The 20,433-nt window shown below is 65.8% G+C and carries 20 protein-coding genes; 16 read left to right on the top strand and 4 right to left on the bottom strand.

Features of this window, described 5'->3' with window-relative positions; genetic code table 11:
• Positions 1-7 precede the first annotated feature (7 nt).
• Complete coding sequence (locus HV770_RS00730; protein ID WP_175157659.1) at positions 8-529, bottom strand: LEA/WHy family protein; 522 nt, start codon at positions 527-529, stop codon at positions 8-10.
• A gap of 68 nt (positions 530-597) precedes the next feature.
• On the bottom strand, positions 598-990 hold the full coding sequence (locus tag HV770_RS00725; protein WP_175157658.1) for a hypothetical protein: 393 nt from the start codon (positions 988-990) through the stop codon (positions 598-600).
• 178 nt (positions 991-1,168) lie between these two features.
• Here HV770_RS00725 and HV770_RS00720 point away from each other — a divergent pair, with 178 nt between their 5' ends.
• The 5 genes from HV770_RS00720 (at position 1,169) to HV770_RS00700 (ending at position 6,676) form a co-directional block, all read left to right on the top strand.
• Complete coding sequence (locus tag HV770_RS00720; RefSeq protein ID WP_175157657.1) at positions 1,169-2,671, top strand: aminotransferase-like domain-containing protein; 1,503 nt, start codon at positions 1,169-1,171, stop codon at positions 2,669-2,671.
• A 275-nt stretch (positions 2,672-2,946) separates the two neighbouring features.
• Entirely contained in the window at positions 2,947-3,435 is a 489-nt protein-coding gene (locus HV770_RS00715) for a PaaI family thioesterase (RefSeq protein ID WP_175157656.1), read from the top strand.
• A gap of 141 nt (positions 3,436-3,576) precedes the next feature.
• The gene (locus tag HV770_RS00710) at positions 3,577-4,575 is read left to right on the top strand and encodes an NADP-dependent oxidoreductase (protein ID WP_175157655.1); all 999 of its coding nucleotides are present in this window, start codon (positions 3,577-3,579) and stop codon (positions 4,573-4,575) included.
• A gap of 102 nt (positions 4,576-4,677) precedes the next feature.
• The gene (locus HV770_RS00705) at positions 4,678-5,592 is read left to right on the top strand and encodes an SDR family oxidoreductase (RefSeq protein ID WP_175157654.1); all 915 of its coding nucleotides are present in this window, start codon (positions 4,678-4,680) and stop codon (positions 5,590-5,592) included.
• A gap of 124 nt (positions 5,593-5,716) precedes the next feature.
• A complete protein-coding gene (locus tag HV770_RS00700) occupies positions 5,717-6,676 on the top strand; it encodes an alpha/beta hydrolase (RefSeq protein WP_175157653.1) in 960 nt (319 codons plus the stop codon).
• 132 nt (positions 6,677-6,808) lie between these two features.
• Here HV770_RS00700 and HV770_RS00695 read toward each other — a convergent pair whose 3' ends face one another.
• Together HV770_RS00695 and ygfZ are read right to left on the bottom strand one after the other, a co-directional pair.
• On the bottom strand, positions 6,809-7,654 hold the full coding sequence (locus HV770_RS00695; RefSeq protein WP_175157652.1) for an NRDE family protein: 846 nt from the start codon (positions 7,652-7,654) through the stop codon (positions 6,809-6,811).
• Between the two features lie 116 nt (positions 7,655-7,770).
• Positions 7,771-8,844 (bottom strand): CAF17-like 4Fe-4S cluster assembly/insertion protein YgfZ, encoded by a 1,074-nt coding sequence (gene ygfZ, locus HV770_RS00690; protein WP_175157651.1) that lies wholly within the window; start codon positions 8,842-8,844, stop codon positions 7,771-7,773.
• A gap of 78 nt (positions 8,845-8,922) precedes the next feature.
• On the opposite strand from ygfZ, the gene mltG reads away from it, so the two are divergent.
• The 11 genes from mltG (at position 8,923) to HV770_RS00635 (ending at position 20,335) form a co-directional block, all read left to right on the top strand.
• Positions 8,923-9,933, top strand: a complete 1,011-nt coding sequence (gene mltG / locus HV770_RS00685) for an endolytic transglycosylase MltG (RefSeq protein WP_175157650.1) — start codon at positions 8,923-8,925, stop codon at positions 9,931-9,933.
• Positions 9,933-10,553: a dTMP kinase gene (gene tmk, locus HV770_RS00680; protein ID WP_175158008.1), complete on the top strand. Its 621-nt coding sequence runs from the start codon at positions 9,933-9,935 to the stop codon at positions 10,551-10,553. Before mltG ends, tmk begins: the two co-directional genes overlap by 1 nt.
• A gap of 92 nt (positions 10,554-10,645) precedes the next feature.
• A complete protein-coding gene (locus HV770_RS00675) occupies positions 10,646-11,680 on the top strand; it encodes a DNA polymerase III subunit delta' (protein WP_175157649.1) in 1,035 nt (344 codons plus the stop codon).
• Between the two features lie 117 nt (positions 11,681-11,797).
• On the top strand, positions 11,798-12,322 hold the full coding sequence (locus tag HV770_RS00670) for a GNAT family N-acetyltransferase (protein ID WP_175157648.1): 525 nt from the start codon (positions 11,798-11,800) through the stop codon (positions 12,320-12,322).
• A 33-nt stretch (positions 12,323-12,355) separates the two neighbouring features.
• Entirely contained in the window at positions 12,356-13,147 is a 792-nt protein-coding gene (locus HV770_RS00665) for a TatD family hydrolase (RefSeq protein WP_175157647.1), read from the top strand.
• Between the two features lie 52 nt (positions 13,148-13,199).
• Complete coding sequence (locus HV770_RS00660; protein ID WP_175157646.1) at positions 13,200-13,940, top strand: ankyrin repeat domain-containing protein; 741 nt, start codon at positions 13,200-13,202, stop codon at positions 13,938-13,940.
• A 176-nt stretch (positions 13,941-14,116) separates the two neighbouring features.
• Positions 14,117-14,473 (top strand): Rap1a/Tai family immunity protein, encoded by a 357-nt coding sequence (locus HV770_RS00655; RefSeq protein WP_121318200.1) that lies wholly within the window; start codon positions 14,117-14,119, stop codon positions 14,471-14,473.
• Between the two features lie 445 nt (positions 14,474-14,918).
• Positions 14,919-16,142 carry a mechanosensitive ion channel family protein gene (locus HV770_RS00650; protein ID WP_175157645.1) on the top strand — a complete coding sequence of 408 codons (1,224 nt, stop codon included), beginning with the start codon at positions 14,919-14,921 and terminating at the stop codon, positions 16,140-16,142.
• Positions 16,143-16,379: 237 nt separating this feature from the next.
• The gene (gene otsA, locus HV770_RS00645; RefSeq protein WP_175157644.1) at positions 16,380-17,792 is read left to right on the top strand and encodes an alpha,alpha-trehalose-phosphate synthase (UDP-forming); all 1,413 of its coding nucleotides are present in this window, start codon (positions 16,380-16,382) and stop codon (positions 17,790-17,792) included.
• A gap of 67 nt (positions 17,793-17,859) precedes the next feature.
• Entirely contained in the window at positions 17,860-19,026 is a 1,167-nt protein-coding gene (locus HV770_RS00640; RefSeq protein ID WP_175157643.1) for an AAA family ATPase, read from the top strand.
• Between the two features lie 238 nt (positions 19,027-19,264).
• Complete coding sequence (locus HV770_RS00635) at positions 19,265-20,335, top strand: glycosyltransferase family 4 protein (RefSeq protein ID WP_121318194.1); 1,071 nt, start codon at positions 19,265-19,267, stop codon at positions 20,333-20,335.
• Positions 20,336-20,433 lie beyond the last annotated feature (98 nt).

Genomic DNA, 20,433 nt, shown 5'->3' with positions numbered 1-20,433 from the left:
GGCGGCATCAGCGCGAAGCCGCGCCAAGCGATGCCAGACTCAACGTCCCCTGACTGATGAAGCGTGTCGTACCGGTCAAGCCGCCCGCGAGCTTGCCGCGCAGGATGTACGGAACCTGCCCCGAGTCGGCGGCTCCGGCGAATGCGAAGGCCTGGCGAACCGCGGCGAAAGCCGGCACGGTCAGCGGCACGGTGACGACGGTTTCGCCGAAGCGCGGCACCGTGCCGCCCTGGTCGCTGACGCCGCTCGCGAACGACTCGCCGTTCACTTCGAGATCGAGCGACACGCCGCTGAAGCTGACCGTCGAATCGTTGGGATTCTGCACGCGTAGTTTGACGTTGAAGCGCATCTCCAGCCCTTGGCCGTCGAGCGGCTCGATACCGGCCACGCTGACGCGCAACGGATCGGCGCCGAACAGGCCCGCGCAGCCGTTGAGCGTCAGCGTGACGATCATGAGAAGGGCGACGATGGCCGGCAAGCCGCGAAGGTGGGAGAGACGGCCGGACAGCGGCGCGCGCAGGAAAGGCATGACCGGCACCTCGAACGAAGCGGTTGGTGATGCATTGTACCAGGCAGCGTCGCGTGGGCAGAGGCGATTCAGACGGTGCGCCGCCAGCGTGTTCTGACGAGTTCGGCCAGATGCCGGACGGCCAGCAGAAGCCAGCCATGAGCGCCTGGCGCGGCATGCGGGGGCAGCACGATGAACGCGGCAGAGTCCGTGCGGCTCGCACCGGCTGCGCGCAGGGCGCTGATCGACACCCTGCCGCGTTGCGGCGTCACGAACCGCTCGCCTTCGAGCAAGGTGATCGACGTGAGTGGGACGGCATCGCCCAGCCACGCGAGCGAACGGTCGCGGAAGTGGAGTTGCAAACGGCCTTCGACGGCCACGATCGAACTGCCGGCGTGCAGGTCATGCACGGCGACCTGACCGGCCAGGAGAGACGACGCAGGGGTTCTGCGCAAACCGGCGCAAGATTCACGAGCATGCATGACAGAGTCCTTTAAACCGTTTTCATGCCACACAGCTTATTGAGTCCGTCAAGGTGAAAACAGCCGCAACCGCCGACAATCTGAACCGGTGCAGCACAGCATTTCAGCATGCTGTATTGGTCCGAATCGGGCCAATGTGTATCTGTCGCGGCGCGCGAACTGTCCGCACCATCGGCTCATGACCGAATCCATTCTCAAGCGGCCGCAGCCGTCGAGCGAGCTGTCCGCGAACAGCCAGCCGCTTTACCGGCAACTGGCCGATCAATATCGCCGCGCGATCAGCAACGGCGTGCTGCGCCCCGGCGATCGCATGCCGTCGATGCGCACGTTCATGCAGCGGCACGGCGTGAGCCTCGCGACCGCGACCGAGAGCTATCGCGTGCTGGAGCGCGCCGCGCTGATCGATGCCCGGCCGCGCGCCGGCTATTTCGTGCGCGTGGCGCCCGCGGCCGCTTTGCCGGCCGCCGCCGAACCCGATCCCGCGGTGGTTGCGGGCACCGCGCAGTTCGTCGGCATTCACTCGGCGATTTCCACGCTCGTGTCGACCTACCAGCGTTATCCGCAAGCGCTGAATCTCGGCGGCGCGACCGCCTCGCCCGATCTCTATCCGACCGACGCGTTGCAGAAAGCCGCGCTGCGCGCGTTGCGCGCGCGGCCTACGTTGCTGACCGCCGCCGGTCCCGATCAGGGCGACCCGGCGTTGCGCGCGATCATCGCGCGGCGTGCGCTCGAGGCCGGTATCCAGATCGGCGCGGACGACATCATCATGACGCACGGCGGCATCGAAGCCGTGAACCTCGCATTGCGGGCGGTGACGCAGCCAGGCGACACCGTCGCGGTCGAATCGCCGTGCTTTTTCGGGTTACTGCAGGCGCTCGAAAGCCTCGGCCTGCGCGCACTGGAAATCCCGACCAGCCCGAGCACCGGCCTTGCGATCGAAGCGCTCGCCTTCGCGCTGCAAACGCATCCCGACATCAAGGCGGTGGTGGTCGTGCCGAACCTGCAGAATCCGCTCGGCAGCGTGATGCCCGACGCGCACAAGGCGAGCCTCGTCGAACTGTGCGCGCGTGCCGGCATTCCACTGATCGAAGACGACCCGTATCGCGAACTCGTCGATGCCGTTGCGCCGCCACGCTCGCTGAAGGCCTGGGACACCGACGGCACCGTGATCCATTGCACGTCGTTCAACAAGACCCTCGCGCCGGGCATGCGGGTCGGCTGGATCAATGGCGGGCGCTGGCATCCGCGCATCGGCATGCTGAAGTTCGCGCAGTCGCGGCACAACGAACAGCTCTCGCAGGTGGTGCTCGCCGGGTTTCTGGAGACGAGCGCGTACGAGCGGCATCTGCGGCGCTTGCGCGACGGCTTGCGGCTTCAGCGCGAACGGATGGCGGCGGCGGTGGCCGCGTCGTTTCCCGACGGCACACGCTTCACGCCGCCGCGCGGCGGCCTGTTCTTCTGGATCGAGTTGCCGCGCGAGGTGTCGTCGGCGGCTTTCTTCGAGGCCGCACTGGATGACGGGATTCGCGTGATGCCGGGAACGGTGTTCTCGAACGCGGGGCGTTTCGATCACTTCATCCGGCTCAGTTGTCCGAGCACGGACCTCGGCCGGGCCGACGAAGCGGTGCGCAGGTTAGGCAGATTGGCGGGACGGATGGCGGCGCATGCGCCGAAGCGATAGCGGGTATCATTTCCCGCTGCGCCTCGCGCAGGTTGCGCGTGCGTCCGAATGCATACGTCATGCGCCAAAACGCAAGACAGACAGTGCGACGAACGTCAGGCTGCGGCCCGACACTTCGAATCGAATCGAATTGATCGAATCGAATCGAATCGAACCGAGCCGAAGCGAACGAGGTGCGGCCGCGCTCATCATTTTGTGATGTCAGGACTCGACGATGCAGCAACGATGTCTCTCACCCACCCCGCATTCCGCCGACTACGAAATCTGAATACGCAATGACCGATTCATCCTCATCACCGAAAGCAGGCAACGCGACGTTGCCTGAAAGCCCGTTTGTCGATCGTCTCGGCGCGCAGTTGTTGTCCGCTGCCGATGGCGTCAGCGAAGTCGTGCTGCCGTTGCAGCCCGATCACATGAACACGTGGGACGTCGCGCACGGCGGCGTCACGATGACGCTTGCCGACGTTGCGCTCGCGATGGCCGCGCGCAGTCTCGCCGGCGACGGCGTCGGCGTGGTCACCGTCGAGATGAAGGTCAACTTCATGCAGCCGGGGCGCGGCGAGTTGCGCGCGACCGGCCGTGTGCTGCACCGCTCGACCACGATGGCCTATTGCGAAGGCGAGATCCGCGACAGCGAAGGCCACTTCGTCGCCAAGGCGCTCGGCACCTTCAAATACATGCGGCGCCTCGCGGTCGGCCGCAGCGTGACGCAACAGCGTTTGCGCAGCGACCCGTCGGCGAAACCGGGCCCGAGCGACGGCTGAACTCTCGCCGCGCGGCGCGCGTGCCGAGTGTGTCGCCCGCCTGTCGCGGCTCGCGCACGCGCACGCGGACGCGCAGTGCAAAGCATGCACGCCGTTCCAACTATTCACCGATCCAATCGGTCACTCAAGGAGACAACCGTGATGTCCCAGATCAACCGTCAACTCGTGCTGGCTTCGCGTCCGCAAGGCGCGGTCACGCCCGACAATTTCAAGCTCGTCGAAACGCCGCTCGCGCCGCTGGCCGACGGCGAATTGCGCGTGCGCAATCACTTCCTGTCGCTCGACCCTTACATGCGTGGCCGCATGAACGACAGCAAGTCGTACGCGGCGCCGCAACCGCTGAACGAAGTGATGATCGGCGGCACGGTTGGCGAAGTGGTGGAATCGAAGAACCCGAAGTTCGTGGTCGGCGACAAGGTGGTCGCGATGTTCGGCTGGCAGGAGTACGGCACGTCCAACGGAACCGGTGTACAGAAAGTCGACGACACGCACGTGCCGCTGTCGGCCTATCTCGGACCGGTCGGCATGCCCGGCGTCACCGCGTGGTACGGCCTGAACCGGATCATCGCGCCGAAAGCGGGCGAGACGGTGGTGGTCAGCGCTGCGAGCGGCGCGGTGGGCAGCGTGGTCGGGCAACTGGCGAAAGCGGCCGGCGCGCGCGCGGTCGGCATCGCGGGCGGCGCGGACAAGTGCCGCTACGTGACCGACACGCTCGGCTTCGATGCCTGTGTCGACTACAAGGCCGGCAATCTGTATCAGGACCTCAAGGCCGTGACGCCCGATGGCGTGGACGGCTACTTCGAAAATGTCGGCGGCGAAGTGCTCGACGCGACGCTCGCGCGCATGAACGCGTTCGGGCGCATCGCGCTGTGCGGCTTTATCGCGGGCTATGACGGCCAGCCGATGCCGCTCAAGCATCCGTCGTTGATGCTCACGCAGCGGCTGCTCCTGCAGGGCTTCATTGTCAGCGAGCATATGGACGTGTGGCCGGAAGCGCTCAAGCAGCTCGGCACGCTGGTCGCGCAGAAGCAGCTGCACTATCGCGAGACCATCGCGCAGGGGCTCGACGCGGCGCCTGAGGCGTTCATCGGCCTGCTCAAAGGCCGCAACTTCGGCAAGCAGCTCGTCAAGCTGATCTGAGCGCGACAACACAACAGCTCACTCACGCATCCAGGGGCCGCGCGGATCACACCGCGACCCAAGCCAGAAGTTACCGCGCAGTGCTCAGCCAGGAGTCAGACGATGTTCGAATTCGCCGGCAAGGTGGCAGTGATCACGGGGGCGGGCGGCGGCTTCGGCCGTGCGTTCGCGCAGAAGGGCGCGGCGCTCGGCATGAAGCTCGTGCTCGCCGACGTGGATCCCGACGCACTCGCGCAAACCGTCGAAACGTTGCGCGGCAACGGCGCAGACGCGATCGGCGTGCCGACCGATGTGTCCGACGCAGCCCAGGTCGACGCGCTCGCTCAAGCGGCGCTCGCCGCGTTCGACAAGGTGCACGTGCTCTTCAACAATGCGGGCGTGGGCACGGGCGGCTTCCTGTGGGAGAGCACGGCGAACGACTGGTCGTGGGTGTTCGGTGTCAACGTGATGGGCGTCGCGCACGGCGTGCGGGTCTTTACGCCGATCATGCTGGCGCAGAACGAGCCCGCGCATATCGTCAATACGGCGTCGGTGGCGGGCTTACTGTCGCCGCCTGCGATGGGCATCTACAACGCGTCGAAGCATGCGGTGGTCTCGCTGACCGAGACGCTTCATCACGACCTGCAACTGGCGCAGGCGCCAGCGACGCACGAAGAGGATGCGGATACGGCGAGTGGTCTCGTCGGCTGCTCGCTGCTGTGTCCTGCCTTCGTGCCGACCGGCATCGCCGATGCGGAGCGCGCGCGTCCCGAGCTACTGCGCAACGCCGGCCGGCCGACGCGCTCGCAGATCGCCGCCGGCAAGCAGCTGCAGCGCGCGGTGCAGTCGGGTAAGCTGAGCGCCGCCGATGTCGCCGACCTCACGTTCGAAGCGATCGCCGCGCGACGTTTTTATATCATCACGCATCCGGGCATCATGGCGACGGTGAAGCTGCGTCACGAAGATATCGAGCAATTGCGTAATCCCACCGACCCGATGTCGCTGAAGCCCGAGGTGAAGAACGCGGGCGAGGCATGAGTCGCGGCTGCTCGTCGTATTGCGCGTATTCATAGTCTGAACATCGTCCCATCGGCGGCGCATTGCGTGCCGGCTCTTTTCCAACCTCCGGCGCACAGGCGCCTTCCGATCCACCACGCGCACCATGCCGCTGAATCCAACGATCGAGCAGATACTCGAGATGATCGCGCGGGCGAAGCGCCCGCTGTATCACCAGATGACCGCGCAACAGGCGCGCGCGGCGTACGAGAACAGCGCGCCGATTCTGGAGATCGCGAGCGCGCCGATGTTCACGCTCGACGACCTGCTCATTCCCACGCGCGACGGCGCGGCGATTCGCGCCCGTTTGTACCAGGCGGTCGAGCCGAGCTGGGCCCAGCCCGCACCGGCGCTGGTCTACTACCACGGCGGCGGCTTCACGGTAGGCAGCGTCGATACGCACGATGCGCTCTGCCGGATGTTCGCGCGCGACGGCCAATGCACGGTGTTGTCGGTCGATTACCGGCTCGCGCCCGAGCACAAATTCCCCACCGCGGTCGAGGACGCGTTCGACGCGTTGAGCTGGCTGCACGAGCACGCCGCGCAATTCGGCGTGGACGGGGAGCGGCTCGCGGTCGGCGGCGATAGTGCGGGCGGCACGCTGGCGACCGTCTGCGCGGTACTTGCCCGCGACGCCGGCATCCGGCTCGCGCTGCAATTGCTGATCTATCCCGGCACGACCGGCTATCAGCAAACCGATTCGCACGCGCGCTTCGCCGATGGTTTCCTGCTCTCGGGCGAGACGATTCAATGGTTCTTCGAGCAGTACGTGCGCGACGAAAGTGATCGCGACGACTGGCGTTTCGCGCCGCTCGACGGCGAGCGCGGCGCGCCCGATTTTCGCGGCGTCGCGCCGGCATGGATCGCGACCGCCGAATACGATCCGCTGAGCGACGAAGGCGATGCGTATGCGCGCAAACTGCGCGCGCTCGGCAACGAAGTCATGCTCACGCGCTATCCGGGCATGATCCACGAGTTCTTCAAGATGGGCGGCTTTGTGCCCGATGTCACGAAGGCGCATGCGGACGCCGCGGCGGCGTTGCGGGCGGCGTTTGGGGTGGAGTAGCCGCGGCGCAATCGACGCCCATCGGCAAGATCGTCGTCACGCTGTGACGAAGCGGGTCAGTCGGTCTTGCACGAGCCCGCGAGCGGTGAAGGAAGACGAGGCGCGCAGCGCTACGCAGGGCGCCGAACTATTTCACGCAATCTCGCGTTCGATGTTGAACGCGAAGCTGCGCTCGAAATCGCCGGGCCGCACGATCCGATGCGAGCCGTTGTCGTCGCTATGCTCGGCGATCGCCACGCTCACCACCTCGCCATGCGCGGTCACCCGCAAAGCGGTCGTGCCGCGCGTGCCGTAGTCCGGCGACTCGATGAACGCCGCCGACAACACCCGTTCGCGTCCGAGCGGAATACCGGTGGAGGGCAATTCGTCGTCGCGAGCAACACGCGGGTCTCGCATGAGATCAATCAGACGTTCGAGCGGCGGCATGGCGTCGCGCGCGAGCAGCGTGACAAGCTCGGCGCGCTTTTTCACGAGTTTCGGCCACGCGGTATCGAGGACCGCATTCGAGATGCCGTGCGTGCCAGGCGAGAGCAGAGCGGGCGCGCGCTCGGCCCGGTTGCAATACCAGGCGAGCTCGCGGCGTGCCCAGTCGCCCACCAGCAGATTGAAGCCGTTGTAGATCTCGCCGGTTTGCGCGACGTACTGCAGATACGCGAGCGGGGTCTCGTGCGGGCTGCCGTTAGATGCGCGCGCCGAACCGTTTAGCCAGTCGCTCACGAGGGTGCCGCGAGTCGGCGCGTCGGCGCGCATTTCGTGCGGCGCGCGGTAATTGGTCAGCGCGGCGAAGCGGCCGTCGCGCGACAGGCCGAGCCATGTGCCGCCGCCCACCAGATCGCGGCCGGCCAGGACGCCCGGCGCGTCCTGCCACCAGCTGATCGGTTCGGCCGTGCGGCGAAAGAATTCGTCGCGATTCGCGGCGAGCGTGAAAAGCGGGCCGTCGAGCGCATCGGGCCGCCAGTCGAAAACGATCAGGCACATCGGGGGTGTCTCCCGCTGAAGGGCGTGGGCGTTGAAGAGGCCGGCAAAGGTGATGAACGCAAGCGGCCAGCAAAAAAAGCGGCGGCTGAGGGCGCCGCGTCGAACCAGGCAAGACGTCAGACTTCGGTCGGCAAGCCGTAGGGCAGTGCGAGAAAGCGCAGCGCCGGACCGTCGGCCGCGCCCAGATGCACCGAGCCGCTTTCCAGCGCCGTGAGCTTGATCTCGACCAGCAGATCGACGCCGCCGCCTTGCGCCGACGCCGCGTTTACGATCATCCCGCACGGCTGGCCCGGATCGTCCGAGTGGAACAGTTCCGCGCCCGGCCTGATGTCGGCCAGTTCGCCGTCCACGTTGGCGAGCGACGTGCGCCGCTTGATCGTGCCGCGATACTGGCTGCGCGCGACCACTTCTTGGCCGGGATAGCAGCCCTTGCGGAAATTGACCGCGCCGAGCACGTCGAAGTTGACCATTTGCGGCACGAACTGCTCGACCACGGGCTGCGTGATCCGCGGCTCGCCCGCGCGGATGTCGAGCCAGTCCCACACGGCCGGCGACACGCGCTCGAGTTGGCCGTCGAGCGAGGGCAGCAGCGCCTCGACCTGCGCCTTCGGGCCGATCCACAAATAGCGCAGCCGCTCGAGCGCATCGGGCACGCGAATCAGCGAGCCCGCCGTGCCGTCCACCTGCACGTGCACGCCGTCGGGCAGCGCGTCGAACACGCCGGACAACGCCTTGCGGACGTCGCCGGCGAGACCCACCACCGCGAGTTCGCCGCTCGCGTCGACCAGTTTCGCTTTCGCACGCAGGATGAACATGGACAGCCGCTTCTGCACCGCGGGCTGCACGTCCTTCGACAGCAGCAGGCGGATCGTGTCGCCGCTGCGCCACGTGAGGAACGACGCGAGCAGTCGGCCCTTCGCCGAGCAGTAGCCCGCGAGCCGCGCGTTGGCGGCGTCGAGGTGCTGGGTGTCGTTGGTCAGCTGGCCGTGCAGGAAGCTCGCCGCGTCGTCGCCGGTGGCGTCGATCACGCCGAACTGCGTGAGCGGCATGTAGGCGCCGTGATGGAGCACGGCGTCGAATTCATCGGCCGACGGGCGCGGCAGCACGGCGAGCGCAGCGGCGGAACCCGGCGCGGTGCTGGACGGAGTGCCTGACGGAGTGCCTGAAGCGGTAGCGAGCGGTGTGTTCATGGATCCCGGGAACAGTCAATTCTGACTTTAGCTAAGGCAAACAGCTATTATATGCAGTCCACCCATGTCCCGTTTCGCATGTCCCTCCTGAAGAAATGTTTCGTCGCCGGCTCAATCGTCGTTGTGCTGGCCGCAGCCGCACTTGCTGGCGGATATCACTGGGCGACCAGCCCGCTCGATCTGAGCCCCGCGCAACTCGACGTGACCGTCAAACCGCACAGCAGCCTGCGCAGCGTTGCGCTGCAGCTCAATCGCGGCGGCGTGCCGGTGGAACCCGAGCTGTTCATCATCATGACGCGGTTGCTGGGCTTGCAGACCGATCTCAAATCAGGCAACTACGAGTTCAAGACGGGCGTGACGCCGTACGAAGTGCTGCAGAAAATCGCGCGAGGCGACGTCAACGAGTATGTGGCGACGATCATCGAGGGCTGGACCTTCAAGCGCATGCGTGCGGAGCTCGACGCCAATCCGGCGCTCAAACACGACACGCTCGGCATGAGCGACGCCGACCTGCTGACGGCGATCGGCGCGCCCGAGGCCTCGCTCGGTACGGGCGAAGGGCTGTTTTTCCCGGACACGTATCTGTTCGACAAGAACGCGAGCGATCTCGAGATCTACCGTCGCGCCTACCGGCTGATGCGCGTGCGGCTCGACGAAGCCTGGCTCGCGCGCGCGCCGAACCTGCCGTACAAAACGCCGTACGATGCATTGACCATGGCATCGATCATCGAAAAGGAAACTGGCAAAGCCTCGGACCGGCCGATGGTGGCCGCGGTGTTCGCGAACCGTCTGCGCACGGGCATGCCGCTGCAGACCGACCCGAGCGTGATCTATGGCATGGGCGAGAGCTATACCGGGCACATCAGAAAGAAAGACCTGCAGACCGACACTCCCTACAATACCTACACCCGAATGGGCTTGCCGCCCACTCCGATTGCGCTGCCCGGGGTCGCGTCGCTGCAGGCGGCGCTGAATCCGGCGCAAAGCACCGCGCTGTACTTCGTGTCGCGCGGTGACGGCAGCAGCATCTTTTCAGACACCCTCGGCGATCACAACAAAGCCGTGGATAAATACATTCGAGGGCAATGATGGCTCGGGGCAAATTCATTACGTTTGAGGGCATCGACGGCGCCGGCAAGACGACCCACCTCGGCTGGTTTCGCGAACGGCTCGAAGCGAAGGTCGCGAGTACCGGCCGCTCGGTCGTCATGACGCGCGAGCCGGGCGGCACGCCGCTTGGCGAACAGATTCGCGAGATCGTGCTGCACCAGAAGATGGACCTCGAAACCGAGGCGCTGCTGATGTTCGCGCTGCGCCGCCAGCATCTGGCCGAAGTGATCGAGCCGGCGCTCGCGCGCGGCGACTGGGTGCTGTCCGACCGTTTCACGGACGCCACGTTCGCCTATCAGGGCGGCGGCCGCGGCTTGCCGCGCGACAAGCTGGAAGCGCTGGAGCGTTGGGTGCAGGGCGGGTTTCAGCCGGATCTGACCGTGCTGTTCGATCTGCCGCCGGAGATCGCCAACGAACGGCGCAGCGCGGCGCGCGATCCGGACCGCTTCGAGAGCGAGTCGGCGGCGTTTTTCGAACGCACGCGCACCGAATATTTGCGACGCGCGGAAGAGGCGCCTTACCGTTTCGCTATCATCGACTCTTCGCTGAGCATCGTGCGCATTCAGAAGCAACTTGAAGAATTGATTTCAACTATTTGATTTTAAGGAAATATAATTTCCTTTTATAACAAAGCTCTAGCTCACGTCAAATCTCGAAAACGCTTTCAACTGTTTGATTTAAAAGAGAAATAATGATTTATCCGTGGCAAGCCGATGACTGGAACCGCCTGCAGCTGCTGCGCGGCCACTGGCCGCACGCATTGCTGCTGCATGGGCAGGCGGGCATCGGCAAGCTGCGCTTCGCGCAGCATCTCGCGCAAGGCCTGCTGTGCGAGGCCCAGCAGGCCAATGGCGAGCCGTGCGGCGCGTGCGTGGCCTGCAACTGGTTCGCGCAGGGCAATCATCCCGACTACCGGATCGTCGTGCCCGAGGCGCTCGCGGCCGAAGCCGGCTTGGGCAGCGGCGCCGACGAAAAAGCCGACAAAGCCGACGCCGACGAAGGCAAGAAGACCCGCACGCCCAGCAAGGAAATCAAGATCGAACAGATTCGCGGGCTGCTCGACTTCGTCGGCGTCGGCTCGCATCGCGGCGGCGCGCGTGTGGTCGTGCTGTATCCGGCCGAAGCGCTGAACATCGCGGCGGCCAACGCACTGCTCAAGACGTTGGAAGAGCCGCCGGCGGGCGTCGTGTTCCTGATGGTGTCGGCGCGCATCGACCGTTTGCTGCCCACCATCATCAGCCGCTGCCGCCAGTGGCCGATGAGTGTGCCCGCGCCCGAGGTGGCGATGAAGTGGCTGGCCGCGCAAGGCGTCGCCGAAGCGCCCGCGCTGCTCGCGGAAGCCGGCGGTGCGCCGCTCGCGGCACTCGCGCTCGCCAGCGACGAAAACCGCACGCTGCGCGACTGGACGCTCAAGCAGCTCGCCGCGGGTCCCGATTGTGATGCCTTTGCCTGCGGCGAGGCGCTGCAGAAGCTGCCGGTGCCGCTGGTACTGGGCTGGCTGCAGCGCTGGATGTACGATCTGCTGGCGCAGCGCACCGCCGGCGCGCCGCGTTATTTTCCGCAGGCCTCGGCGGCGTTGACGCGCTGCGCGTCACAGGCGGATGCCAGCGCGTTTGCGCGCTTCACGCGTGCCGTGACGCGTCAGCGCGCCGTCGAGAACCATCCGCTGAATGCGCGGCTGGTGTTCGAGGAACTGTTTATCGGCTACCGCGAGCTGTTCGCTTAAGCCGCACCGGCGGCGAGCGCAAGCCGCTCGCCGCCCTGGCCGGAACGGGCTTTGCGCTGCGCGCCCCGGCCCGGTCATGGGTCCCGTAATCGGTCTTTCATTTCAGATATAAGCACCATGAGCCTTGCCTACCGCGATGCCACGCTCGACGATCTGCCCGCGATCGTCGCCATCTACAACTCGACCGTGCCGTCGCGGCAAGTGACGGCCGACCTCGAACCGGTCACGGTCGAAAGCCGCCTTGCGTGGTTTCACGCGCACGGCCCCCATAAGCGCCCGCTGTGGGTGGTGGAAGACCCGCAACAGCCTGGCCGCGTGATCGCGTGGCTGAGCTTTTCGGATTTCTACGGCCGCCCGGCCTACCTGCGCACCGCCGAAGTCAGCATCTATCTCGACGAAAGTGCGCGCGGGCAGGGCCTCGGCAAAAAGCTGCTGACGGCCTCCCTCGCGGCGGCGCCGGCGCTCGGCATCGACACCGTGCTGGGCTTCGTGTTCGGTCACAACGACGCAAGCTTGCGGCTGTTCCGCGGCTTCGGCTTCGACACGTGGGGCTCGCTGCCGCGCGTGGCCATGCTGGACGGCGTGGAGCGCGATCTGGTGATTCTCGGCAAGCGCCTCGATTCGGCTCACGCCGCCGCCTGATCCGCCTCAAGCCACTTTTCGCAGGACCTCATCATGTTTGTCGATTCGCACTGTCACATCAATTTCGAAGGACTCGCCGACCGCCTGCCGCAAGTGCTCGAGAACATGCGCAGCCATGCGGTTACGCATGCGCTGTGCGTGTCGGTCGATCTGGAGACGCTGCCGTCCGTGCTGGACATCGCCAGCCGGCACGAGAACGTCTACGCGTCGGTCGGCGTCCATCCGGATCACGAGGACATGCGTGAGCCGAGTCTCGCCGAGCTGATCGAGCTGGCCGCGCATCCCAAAGTGGTCGCGATCGGCGAGACCGGCCTCGACTACTACCGCCTCGAAGGCCGCACGATCGCCGACATGGAATGGCAGCGTGAGCGCTTTCGCACGCACATCCGCGCCGCGCATGCGACCAGGAAGCCGCTGATCATCCACACGCGCTCCTCGGCAGAAGACACGCTGCGGATCATGGCCGAGGAACGCGCGAGCGAGCCGGGCGGCGTGATGCATTGCTTCACCGAGCCGTGGGCGGTGGCCGAGCAGGCGCTCGCGCAGAATTTTTACATCTCACTGTCGGGCATCGTCACGTTCAAGAGCGCGACCGAGGTGCAGGACGTCGCGCGCCGCGTGCCGCTCGAGCGCCTGCTGATCGAAACCGACTCGCCGTACCTCGCGCCGGTGCCGTATCGCGGCAAGCCTAATGAACCTGCGTACGTAAGTTATGTCGGACGCTTCATCGCGCAACAGCGTGAGATGCCGGACGAAGCATTGGCCGCTGCGACCACGCAAAACTTCTTCCGGCTGTTCAAGATTCCGGCCCCAACCGGCGCGTGATCCACAAAGCCTAGTAATATCAAAAGGATAGGGAAGTTTCCTAAAGCAAGATATGAAAAATATTCCGATGTCGACCCCTGCCTTTCAATCGACTTCCGCCGGCCGCGGCGCGCTGGCTTCGGCGCGGCGCGGCGCATCGCGTGCCGCGCTCGTAGCCGCCTTCGCCTGCGCGGCGCTGAGCGCGCTGGTCGCGGCGCCCGTGCAGGCGGCGCCGATCGACTCGTTGATCAAGTCGGTCAAGTTCGACGATGTCGACGGCGTCAACAAGCTGCTCGCGAAGGGCATGGACCCGAACAGCGTCGACAATCAGGGCATTCCGCTGCTGGTGATCGCCGCGCGCGAAAAATCGGACAAGGTGGGGGCAGCGCTGCTCGCGAATCCGAAAACCAACATCGAGATCGAAGACAAGGCCGGCGAGAACGCGCTGATGATGGCCGCGCTGGTCGGCGACCTGGACTTCGTCAACCTGCTGATCGCGAAAGACGCGGAGGTCAACAAGAAGGGCTGGGCGCCGCTGCACTACGCGGCCGCGAACGGCCACGACGACATCGTCAAGGTGCTGCTCGACCATTCGGCCTATGTCGACGCGGGTTCGCCGAACGGCACCACGCCGCTGATGATGGCCGCGCGCGGGGGCCATGTGTCGACGGTAAAGCTGCTGCTGGACAACGGCGCGGATCTGACAGTGAAGAACCAGATCGGTATGACGGCGCTCGATTTCGCGAAGACCTACAAGGAGCCGGACGTAGTCGAAGGCCTGAGCGCGCGCCTGCAGCAAATGCAGCAGAAGTGAACGGTGCGGCGGCCTGGCCGCCCACGCAGTTCGCCGCAAATCGGCCTGAAGGTGGCGGCGGGCTGCCTGCTGCGCTTGCCCGAAACAGTGCAGAATGACGACTTGGCGCGCCAGGTGGCGCGCCGTCTGGGATGCGGCGAAAGACCGCCTGATAATTGACCCTCGAAAGGAACACCATGCTGCGGGCTTTGATTTTCGCCAGCGCGTTTGCCGTCCCGCTATCGGCAGCCGCATTTACGGGGGGCGACCTCAACAAGCTGTGCACCAAGACGGATGTAGCATCGCGTAGCGCCTGCGCCGCCTATATCGAAGGCGCCGCCGACGGTATCTTTAACACCATCGATGCGATCGGCGGCACCACCGGCCCGCGGGTCGGCCAGTACTTCTGCCTGCCGCCCGACGCGCGCTCGGCGCAATTGACCGACGCGGTGCGCAAGTACATCGCGGAAAATCCGATCGTCGCGGGCTACAACGCCAGCACGGCGATCTCGCTGGGCCTCGGCAAGGCGTTCCCCTGCAAGAGCAGCGAGTGATCTGAACGGCCGGGCTGCGAGCTTGCGTGCCTCACGCGGGCGGGCGTCGTGGCCGGCGAATGTCTTCGTATGCGGGCCGGCCTGCTGCGGGGTCGAAAATCCGCGCCGGGACGGCTGCTTCAAAGCCGGTTGAAGACCGGAACGCCCCTCTGCGCAACTGGGGGCTTGTGCGCGATTCGCCATTGCGCGGCGATTGAGACCTAAGATGACGGTAGTCCGCTGATGTGCCACGCGGGCATGGAGCAGCACGCCGCCTGTTCAACGCCGCCGTGAGGGCAGGCGCGGCGGGCCCTCGACTCTGCAAGGCGTCGGCGTCGGCAGTGCGCCGCGTCGTCGGCCGGCGGCCCGGCGCCCAGCGCAGCAGGCGGTACCTCGCCAACGGCGCGGCCATGCGCCACGCGCAGCGGTCCTGTCTACCACTCGAGCCAGGAGGAACATACCCCCCATGTCTACTCTCGACGACTTCAGCCTCGTCGCCGAAGCGCCGCTGCATACGTGGTTCGGCGCTTTGATCGTGTCGGTGATCGTGGCGGCGGTGGCCGTCGGCATTCATCGGGTCGGCGCGCGCGTCGTGATGCGTATCGCGCGGCCGCATCCGCTCATCAGCGTGGTGCTGCGCTACATCGACAAGCCGTCACTGTTCGTCCTCGTGATTCTGGTGCTGGAAGCCGTGTGGTCCGAGGCGCCCGATACGCTCAGGTACATCGAGCCGATTCGCGACGTCGCCGCGATCGCGCTGATCGCCGCGCTCACGTGGTTGTCGGTGCGCTCGGCGGCGGCGATCGGCGAGGCGATCATTCGCGCCCATCCGCTCGATAGCGCAGACAACCTGCAGGCGCGCCGCATCCATACACAAGCCCGGGTGCTGGCGCGCTCGGTGATGATCCTGATCGTGATCGTCGGCACGGGCGGCGCGCTGATGACTTTCCCGAATGTCCGCCAGGTCGGCGCGAGTCTGCTGGCGTCGGCGGGTGTGGCCGGCCTGGTTGCCGGTATTGCGGCGCGGCCGGTGCTCGGCAATCTGATCGCCGGTTTGCAGATTGCCTTGTCGCAGCCGATCCGGCTCGACGATGTCGTCGTGATTCAGGGCGAGTGGGGGCGTATCGAGGAAATTACCGGTACGTATGTGTCGGTGCGGCTGTGGGACCAGCGCCGGCTGATCGTGCCGCTGCAATGGTTTATCGAAAATCCGTTCACTAACTGGACGCGCAGCAGCTCGCAGATCATCGGCACGGTGTTTCTGTTCGTCGATTATCGGATGCCGCTCGCGCCGCTGCGCGAGGAGCTGGCGCGCATCGTGGAGAGCGCGCCCGAATGGGACCGCCGCGTGCAGGTGCTGCAGGTCACGGACGGCACCGAACGCGCGATGCAATTGCGCGCGCTCGTCAGTTCGCTCGATTCCGGCCTGAACTGGGATTTGCGCTGCCGCGTGCGCGAAGGGCTGCTCGACTTCATCCAGCGGCACTATCCGCAGTACTTGCCGCGTACGCGTGCCGACGTGTCGACGGAGGTGGAAACCAGCACGAACGAGCAGATCGACTGGGTGCCGCGCAGCGCGCAGGCGCCGGCCGGCAGCACGGCCGCGCATACCGAGGCCGATCCGGTGGCCAGCCGGTTTGGACGGCCTGGCGCGGCGGAGGCACTGCAGAAGGCGAAGGAAAAAGTGTAGCGGGGGCGCCGGGTAACGCATACTTTGGTGAGTGCATGAGGCACCGTGCCCCGCTTACATTGCGTGCCTGAACCGATCGGCCCTCTCGCGGTCGAACCGTCCACTCACTCACGAACCTGGCGCGGCAACGGCATGCTTCAGCGCGCTTCGGGCAACGGCGGCGCAACTCGCAATACCGCCGCCGGCATCGCCAAAGCACACTCGCCCGCGCCGTGCGAACCAAGGAGGACATGCAACATGGGCCGACTGATCGTCGTGTCGAATCGCGTCGCCACACCGACGGAAACCAAAGGATCGGCGGGCGGCCTCGCGGTCGGCGTGTTCGGTGCGCTGAAGGACGCGGGAGGCGTGTGGTTCGGCTGGAGCGGCGACGTGGTCAGCGAGACCGTCGCCAATGCAGGGCCTACGCTGGAACAGGACGGCGCCGTCACCTTCGCGACCGTCGGACTGACGCGCAAGGACTACGACCAGTACTATCGCGGCTTTTCTAACGCGACGCTGTGGCCGGTATTCCACTACCGCAACGACCTTGCGCGCTATGAGCGCGAGGAGTATGCGGGCTACCGGCGCGTCAACGCATGGCTCGCGCACAAGCTGATCAAGCTGCTCGAACCCGGCGACATCATCTGGATTCACGACTACCACCTGATCCCGTTCGCCGAGGCGCTGCGCAACGAGGGTGTGACGAACCGCATCGGCTTCTTCCTGCATATTCCGTTTCCCGCGCCGCAGATCCTGCTCAACATTCCGCCGCACGAAGAACTGGTGAAATCGCTGTCGTGCTACGACCTGCTAGGTTTCCAGACCGCTACCGACGAGCAGGCGTTCCACGACTACGTGGCGCGCCACGCGCGCGGCACGGTGAGCGCGGATGGCCTCGTCGAAGCGTTCGGGCGCAAGCTGCGCACCGGCGTCTACCGCATCGGCGTGTTCCCCGACGAAATCGCCGAGCAGGCGAAGCGCTATGAAAGCCGCCAGCACGTGCTCGACCTGAAGCAGAGCCTCGAAGGCCGCAAGCTGATCATGAGCGTCGACCGGCTCGATTACTCGAAGGGACTCGTCGAGCGCTTCCGCGCGTTCGAGCATCTGCTGGAGCGTTCGCCCGAATGGCGCGGCAACGTCACGCTGGTGCAGATCGCTCCGCCCACGCGCTCGGACGTCGCCACCTATCAGAAGATCCGCCAGGATCTCGAATACGAAGCAGGGCGAATCAACGGCCGCTACTCGGGCCTCGACTACACGCCGATCCGCTATCTGAACCAGCAGTACGACCGCTGGAAACTAATGTCGCTGTTTCGCGAATCGCAGATCGGCTTCGTGACGCCGCTGCACGACGGCATGAACCTGGTCGCGAAAGAATACGTCGCCGCGCAGAATCCCGACGACCCCGGCGTGCTGGTGTTGTCGGTGTTCGCGGGCGCGGCGGCGGAGTTGAGCGGCGCATTGCTGGTCAATCCGCACGATGCGATCGGCATGTGCGAAGCGTTGCAGCGCGCCTTGCAGATGCCGCTCGACGCGCGTCAACGGCGGCATGAGATCAACATGGCGGCGCTGCGCAAGAACGACCTCGGCGTGTGGCGCGACACCTTCCTGAGCGATCTGCGCAAGATCCCGGCGCAGAAGCCGAACAAGGACGGTGGCCACAAGTGATGGCGCATGGGGATGGCGTCACGGCGGCGGACCTGCCGCCGCTCGCGTTCGCACGATGGACAAGCGCATGCTGAGCGCGCTGGCCATCGCGGGTTACCGGTCGTTGCGCGACTTGATCGTGCCGCTCGGCCGCCTGAACGTGATCACCGGCGCGAATGGCAGCGGCAAGTCGAGCGTCTATCGCGCGCTGCGTTTGCTGGCGGAGACCGCGCGCGGCGGCGTGATCACATCGCTCGCGCGCGAAGGCGGTTTGCCGTCGACGCTGTGGGCCGGCCCCGAGCGCTTTTCGCGCGCGATGCTGGCGGGCGAGTCGCCAGTCGAGGGGACGCGCCGCAAGGAGCCGGTCAGTCTCAGGCTCGGCTTCGCCAGCGACGAGTTCAGCTACGCGATCGATCTGGGCTTGCCGACGCCGCAGCAGTCGAGCAAATTCCAGCTCGACCCGGTCATCAAACGCGAGTGCATCTGGAGCGGCGCGCTGCTGCGGCCGTCGGCGTTGCTGGTCGACCGCCACGGCGTCGCCTTGCGCACGCGTGACGGCAATGGCGAGTGGCAGACCGTTGCCCAACCGGTCGCCAGTTTCGACAGCATGATGACGGAGTTCTCCGACCCGCGCAGCGCACCCGAAATGGTCACGGTGCGCGAGCAGATCCGCTCGTGGCGTTTCTACGACCATTTCCGCACCGACGCAGAAGCGCCTGCGCGTCTGCCGCAAATCGGCACGCATACGCCGGTGCTGTGCGACGACGGCACGGACCTCGCGGCGGCCTTGCAGACCATCCGCGAGATCGGCGACCCAGCCGCGCTCGACGCGGCAATCGACGACGCCTTTCCCGGCTCGCAACTGGACGTCACGACGCACGACGGCCGCTTCGAAGTGGCCATGCGTCAGCATGGTCTACTGCGGCCGCTGAAAGGCGCGGAATTGTCGGACGGCACCTTGCGCTATCTGCTGCTGGTCGCGGCCTTGCTCACGCCGCGTCCGCCCGCGCTGCTGGTGCTGAACGAACCGGAGACGAGCCTGCATCCGGACCTGCTGCCGGCGCTCGCGCGTCTGATCGCGCGGGCATCGGCGGATTCGCAGGTGCTGGTGGTGTCGCATGCGGCGCGCTTGATCGCGGCGCTCGAACGCGAGGAGGCGAGCCAGTCGATCATGCTGGAGAAACACTTCGGTGCGACGCGCCTCGCCGATGCCGACGACCTTGAATTGCCCGCATGGAAATGGCCCGCGCGCTAGTCTTTCGGGCTGAAGAGGGGCGGCCCGCATGTAAGCCGACTGTAACAGCGCAGAGCAAATGCAAGGTTAGGGGCTTTTGGCCGGATGCCAGGGAATAATGCTCCGATGCCAGTGGAGCACGCGTCCTTGCGTCACCGTCGCGCGTTGCATTGATCGGAGTGAACGGCGCTGTCATACTCGGCGTCGCTGACGTGCACCGCCATGAGGCGCAAGCCGTCAGTCCATGGAGACACCTAATATGAAGATTGCGCAGATCGCCCCTCTGACCGAATCGGTGCCCCCGAAGCTGTATGGCGGCACGGAGCGCGTCGTGTCGTACATCACCGAGGCGCTCGTCGAGCTCGGCCATGACGTGACGCTGTTCGCGAGCGGCGACTCCGTCACCAGCGCCAAGCTCGAAGCGGTCTGGCCGCGCGCGCTGCGTCTGGACCCCGGCATCCGCGACCGCATCGCGCCGCACATGCTGCTGATGGAACTGGTGCGCCGCCAGGCCGACGAGTTCGACGTGCTGCACTTTCACCTCGACTACTACTCGTTCTCGGTGTTCAAACGGCAGGAGACGCCGTTCGTCACGACAATGCACGGCCGCCTCGATTTGCCCGAGCAGCAGCCGGTCTTCGATACTTTCAACACCGCGCCGGTGATCTCGATTTCGAACGCGCAGCGTCATCCGCTGCCGCAGGCGCGCTGGCTCACCACCGTCTATCACGGCTTGCCCGAGCAGCTCTATACGCCGCAGCCGGTCGAGCAGAAGTACCTCGCGTTTCTCGGCCGCATCTCGCCGGAAAAGCGCGTCGACACGGCGATCCGCATTGCCGGGCGTTGTGGGATGCCGATCCGCATCGCCGCGAAAGTGGACACCGCCGACCGCGAGTACTTCGAACGCGAGATCCGGCCGCTGCTCGACTTGCCGTACGTGGAGTTCATCGGCGAGATTGCGGATAACCAGAAGGCCGAATTCCTGTCGGGCGCGCATGCGCTGCTGTTCCCGATCGACTGGCCGGAGCCGTTCGGTCTCGTGATGATCGAGGCGATGGCGTGCGGCACGCCGGTGATCGCGTTCAATCGCGGCTCGGTGCCGGAAGTGATCGAAGACGGCGTGACGGGGTTTATCGTCGAGGACGAAATCGGCGCGGTGGCGGCGGTCAACCGTCTGCACAAGATGCCGCGCGCGGGCGTGCGGCAGCGCTTCGAGGAGCGCTTCACTTCCCACCGGATGGCACAGCAGTACGTGGATGCGTATCAGTCGGTGATTCGCGCGCAGAAGCGTTCGCGCTTCAAGGTGATCGATACGTCGTCGGGCAGTTGACGAGGCGGATTCGACTACGCTGCATCGAGTCCGCGGACCCACATGCGCGGCACGGTGAAAAAAGAACGGCGGTGTGCAATGCACACCGCCGTTTTTCA

The sequence above is a fragment of the Paraburkholderia fynbosensis genome (assembly GCF_902859935.1).
Classification (GTDB): Bacteria; Pseudomonadota; Gammaproteobacteria; order Burkholderiales; family Burkholderiaceae; genus Paraburkholderia; species Paraburkholderia fynbosensis.
The sequence above is the reverse complement of the archived record's forward strand: the minus strand, read 5'-3'. Positions and strand labels throughout refer to the sequence as shown.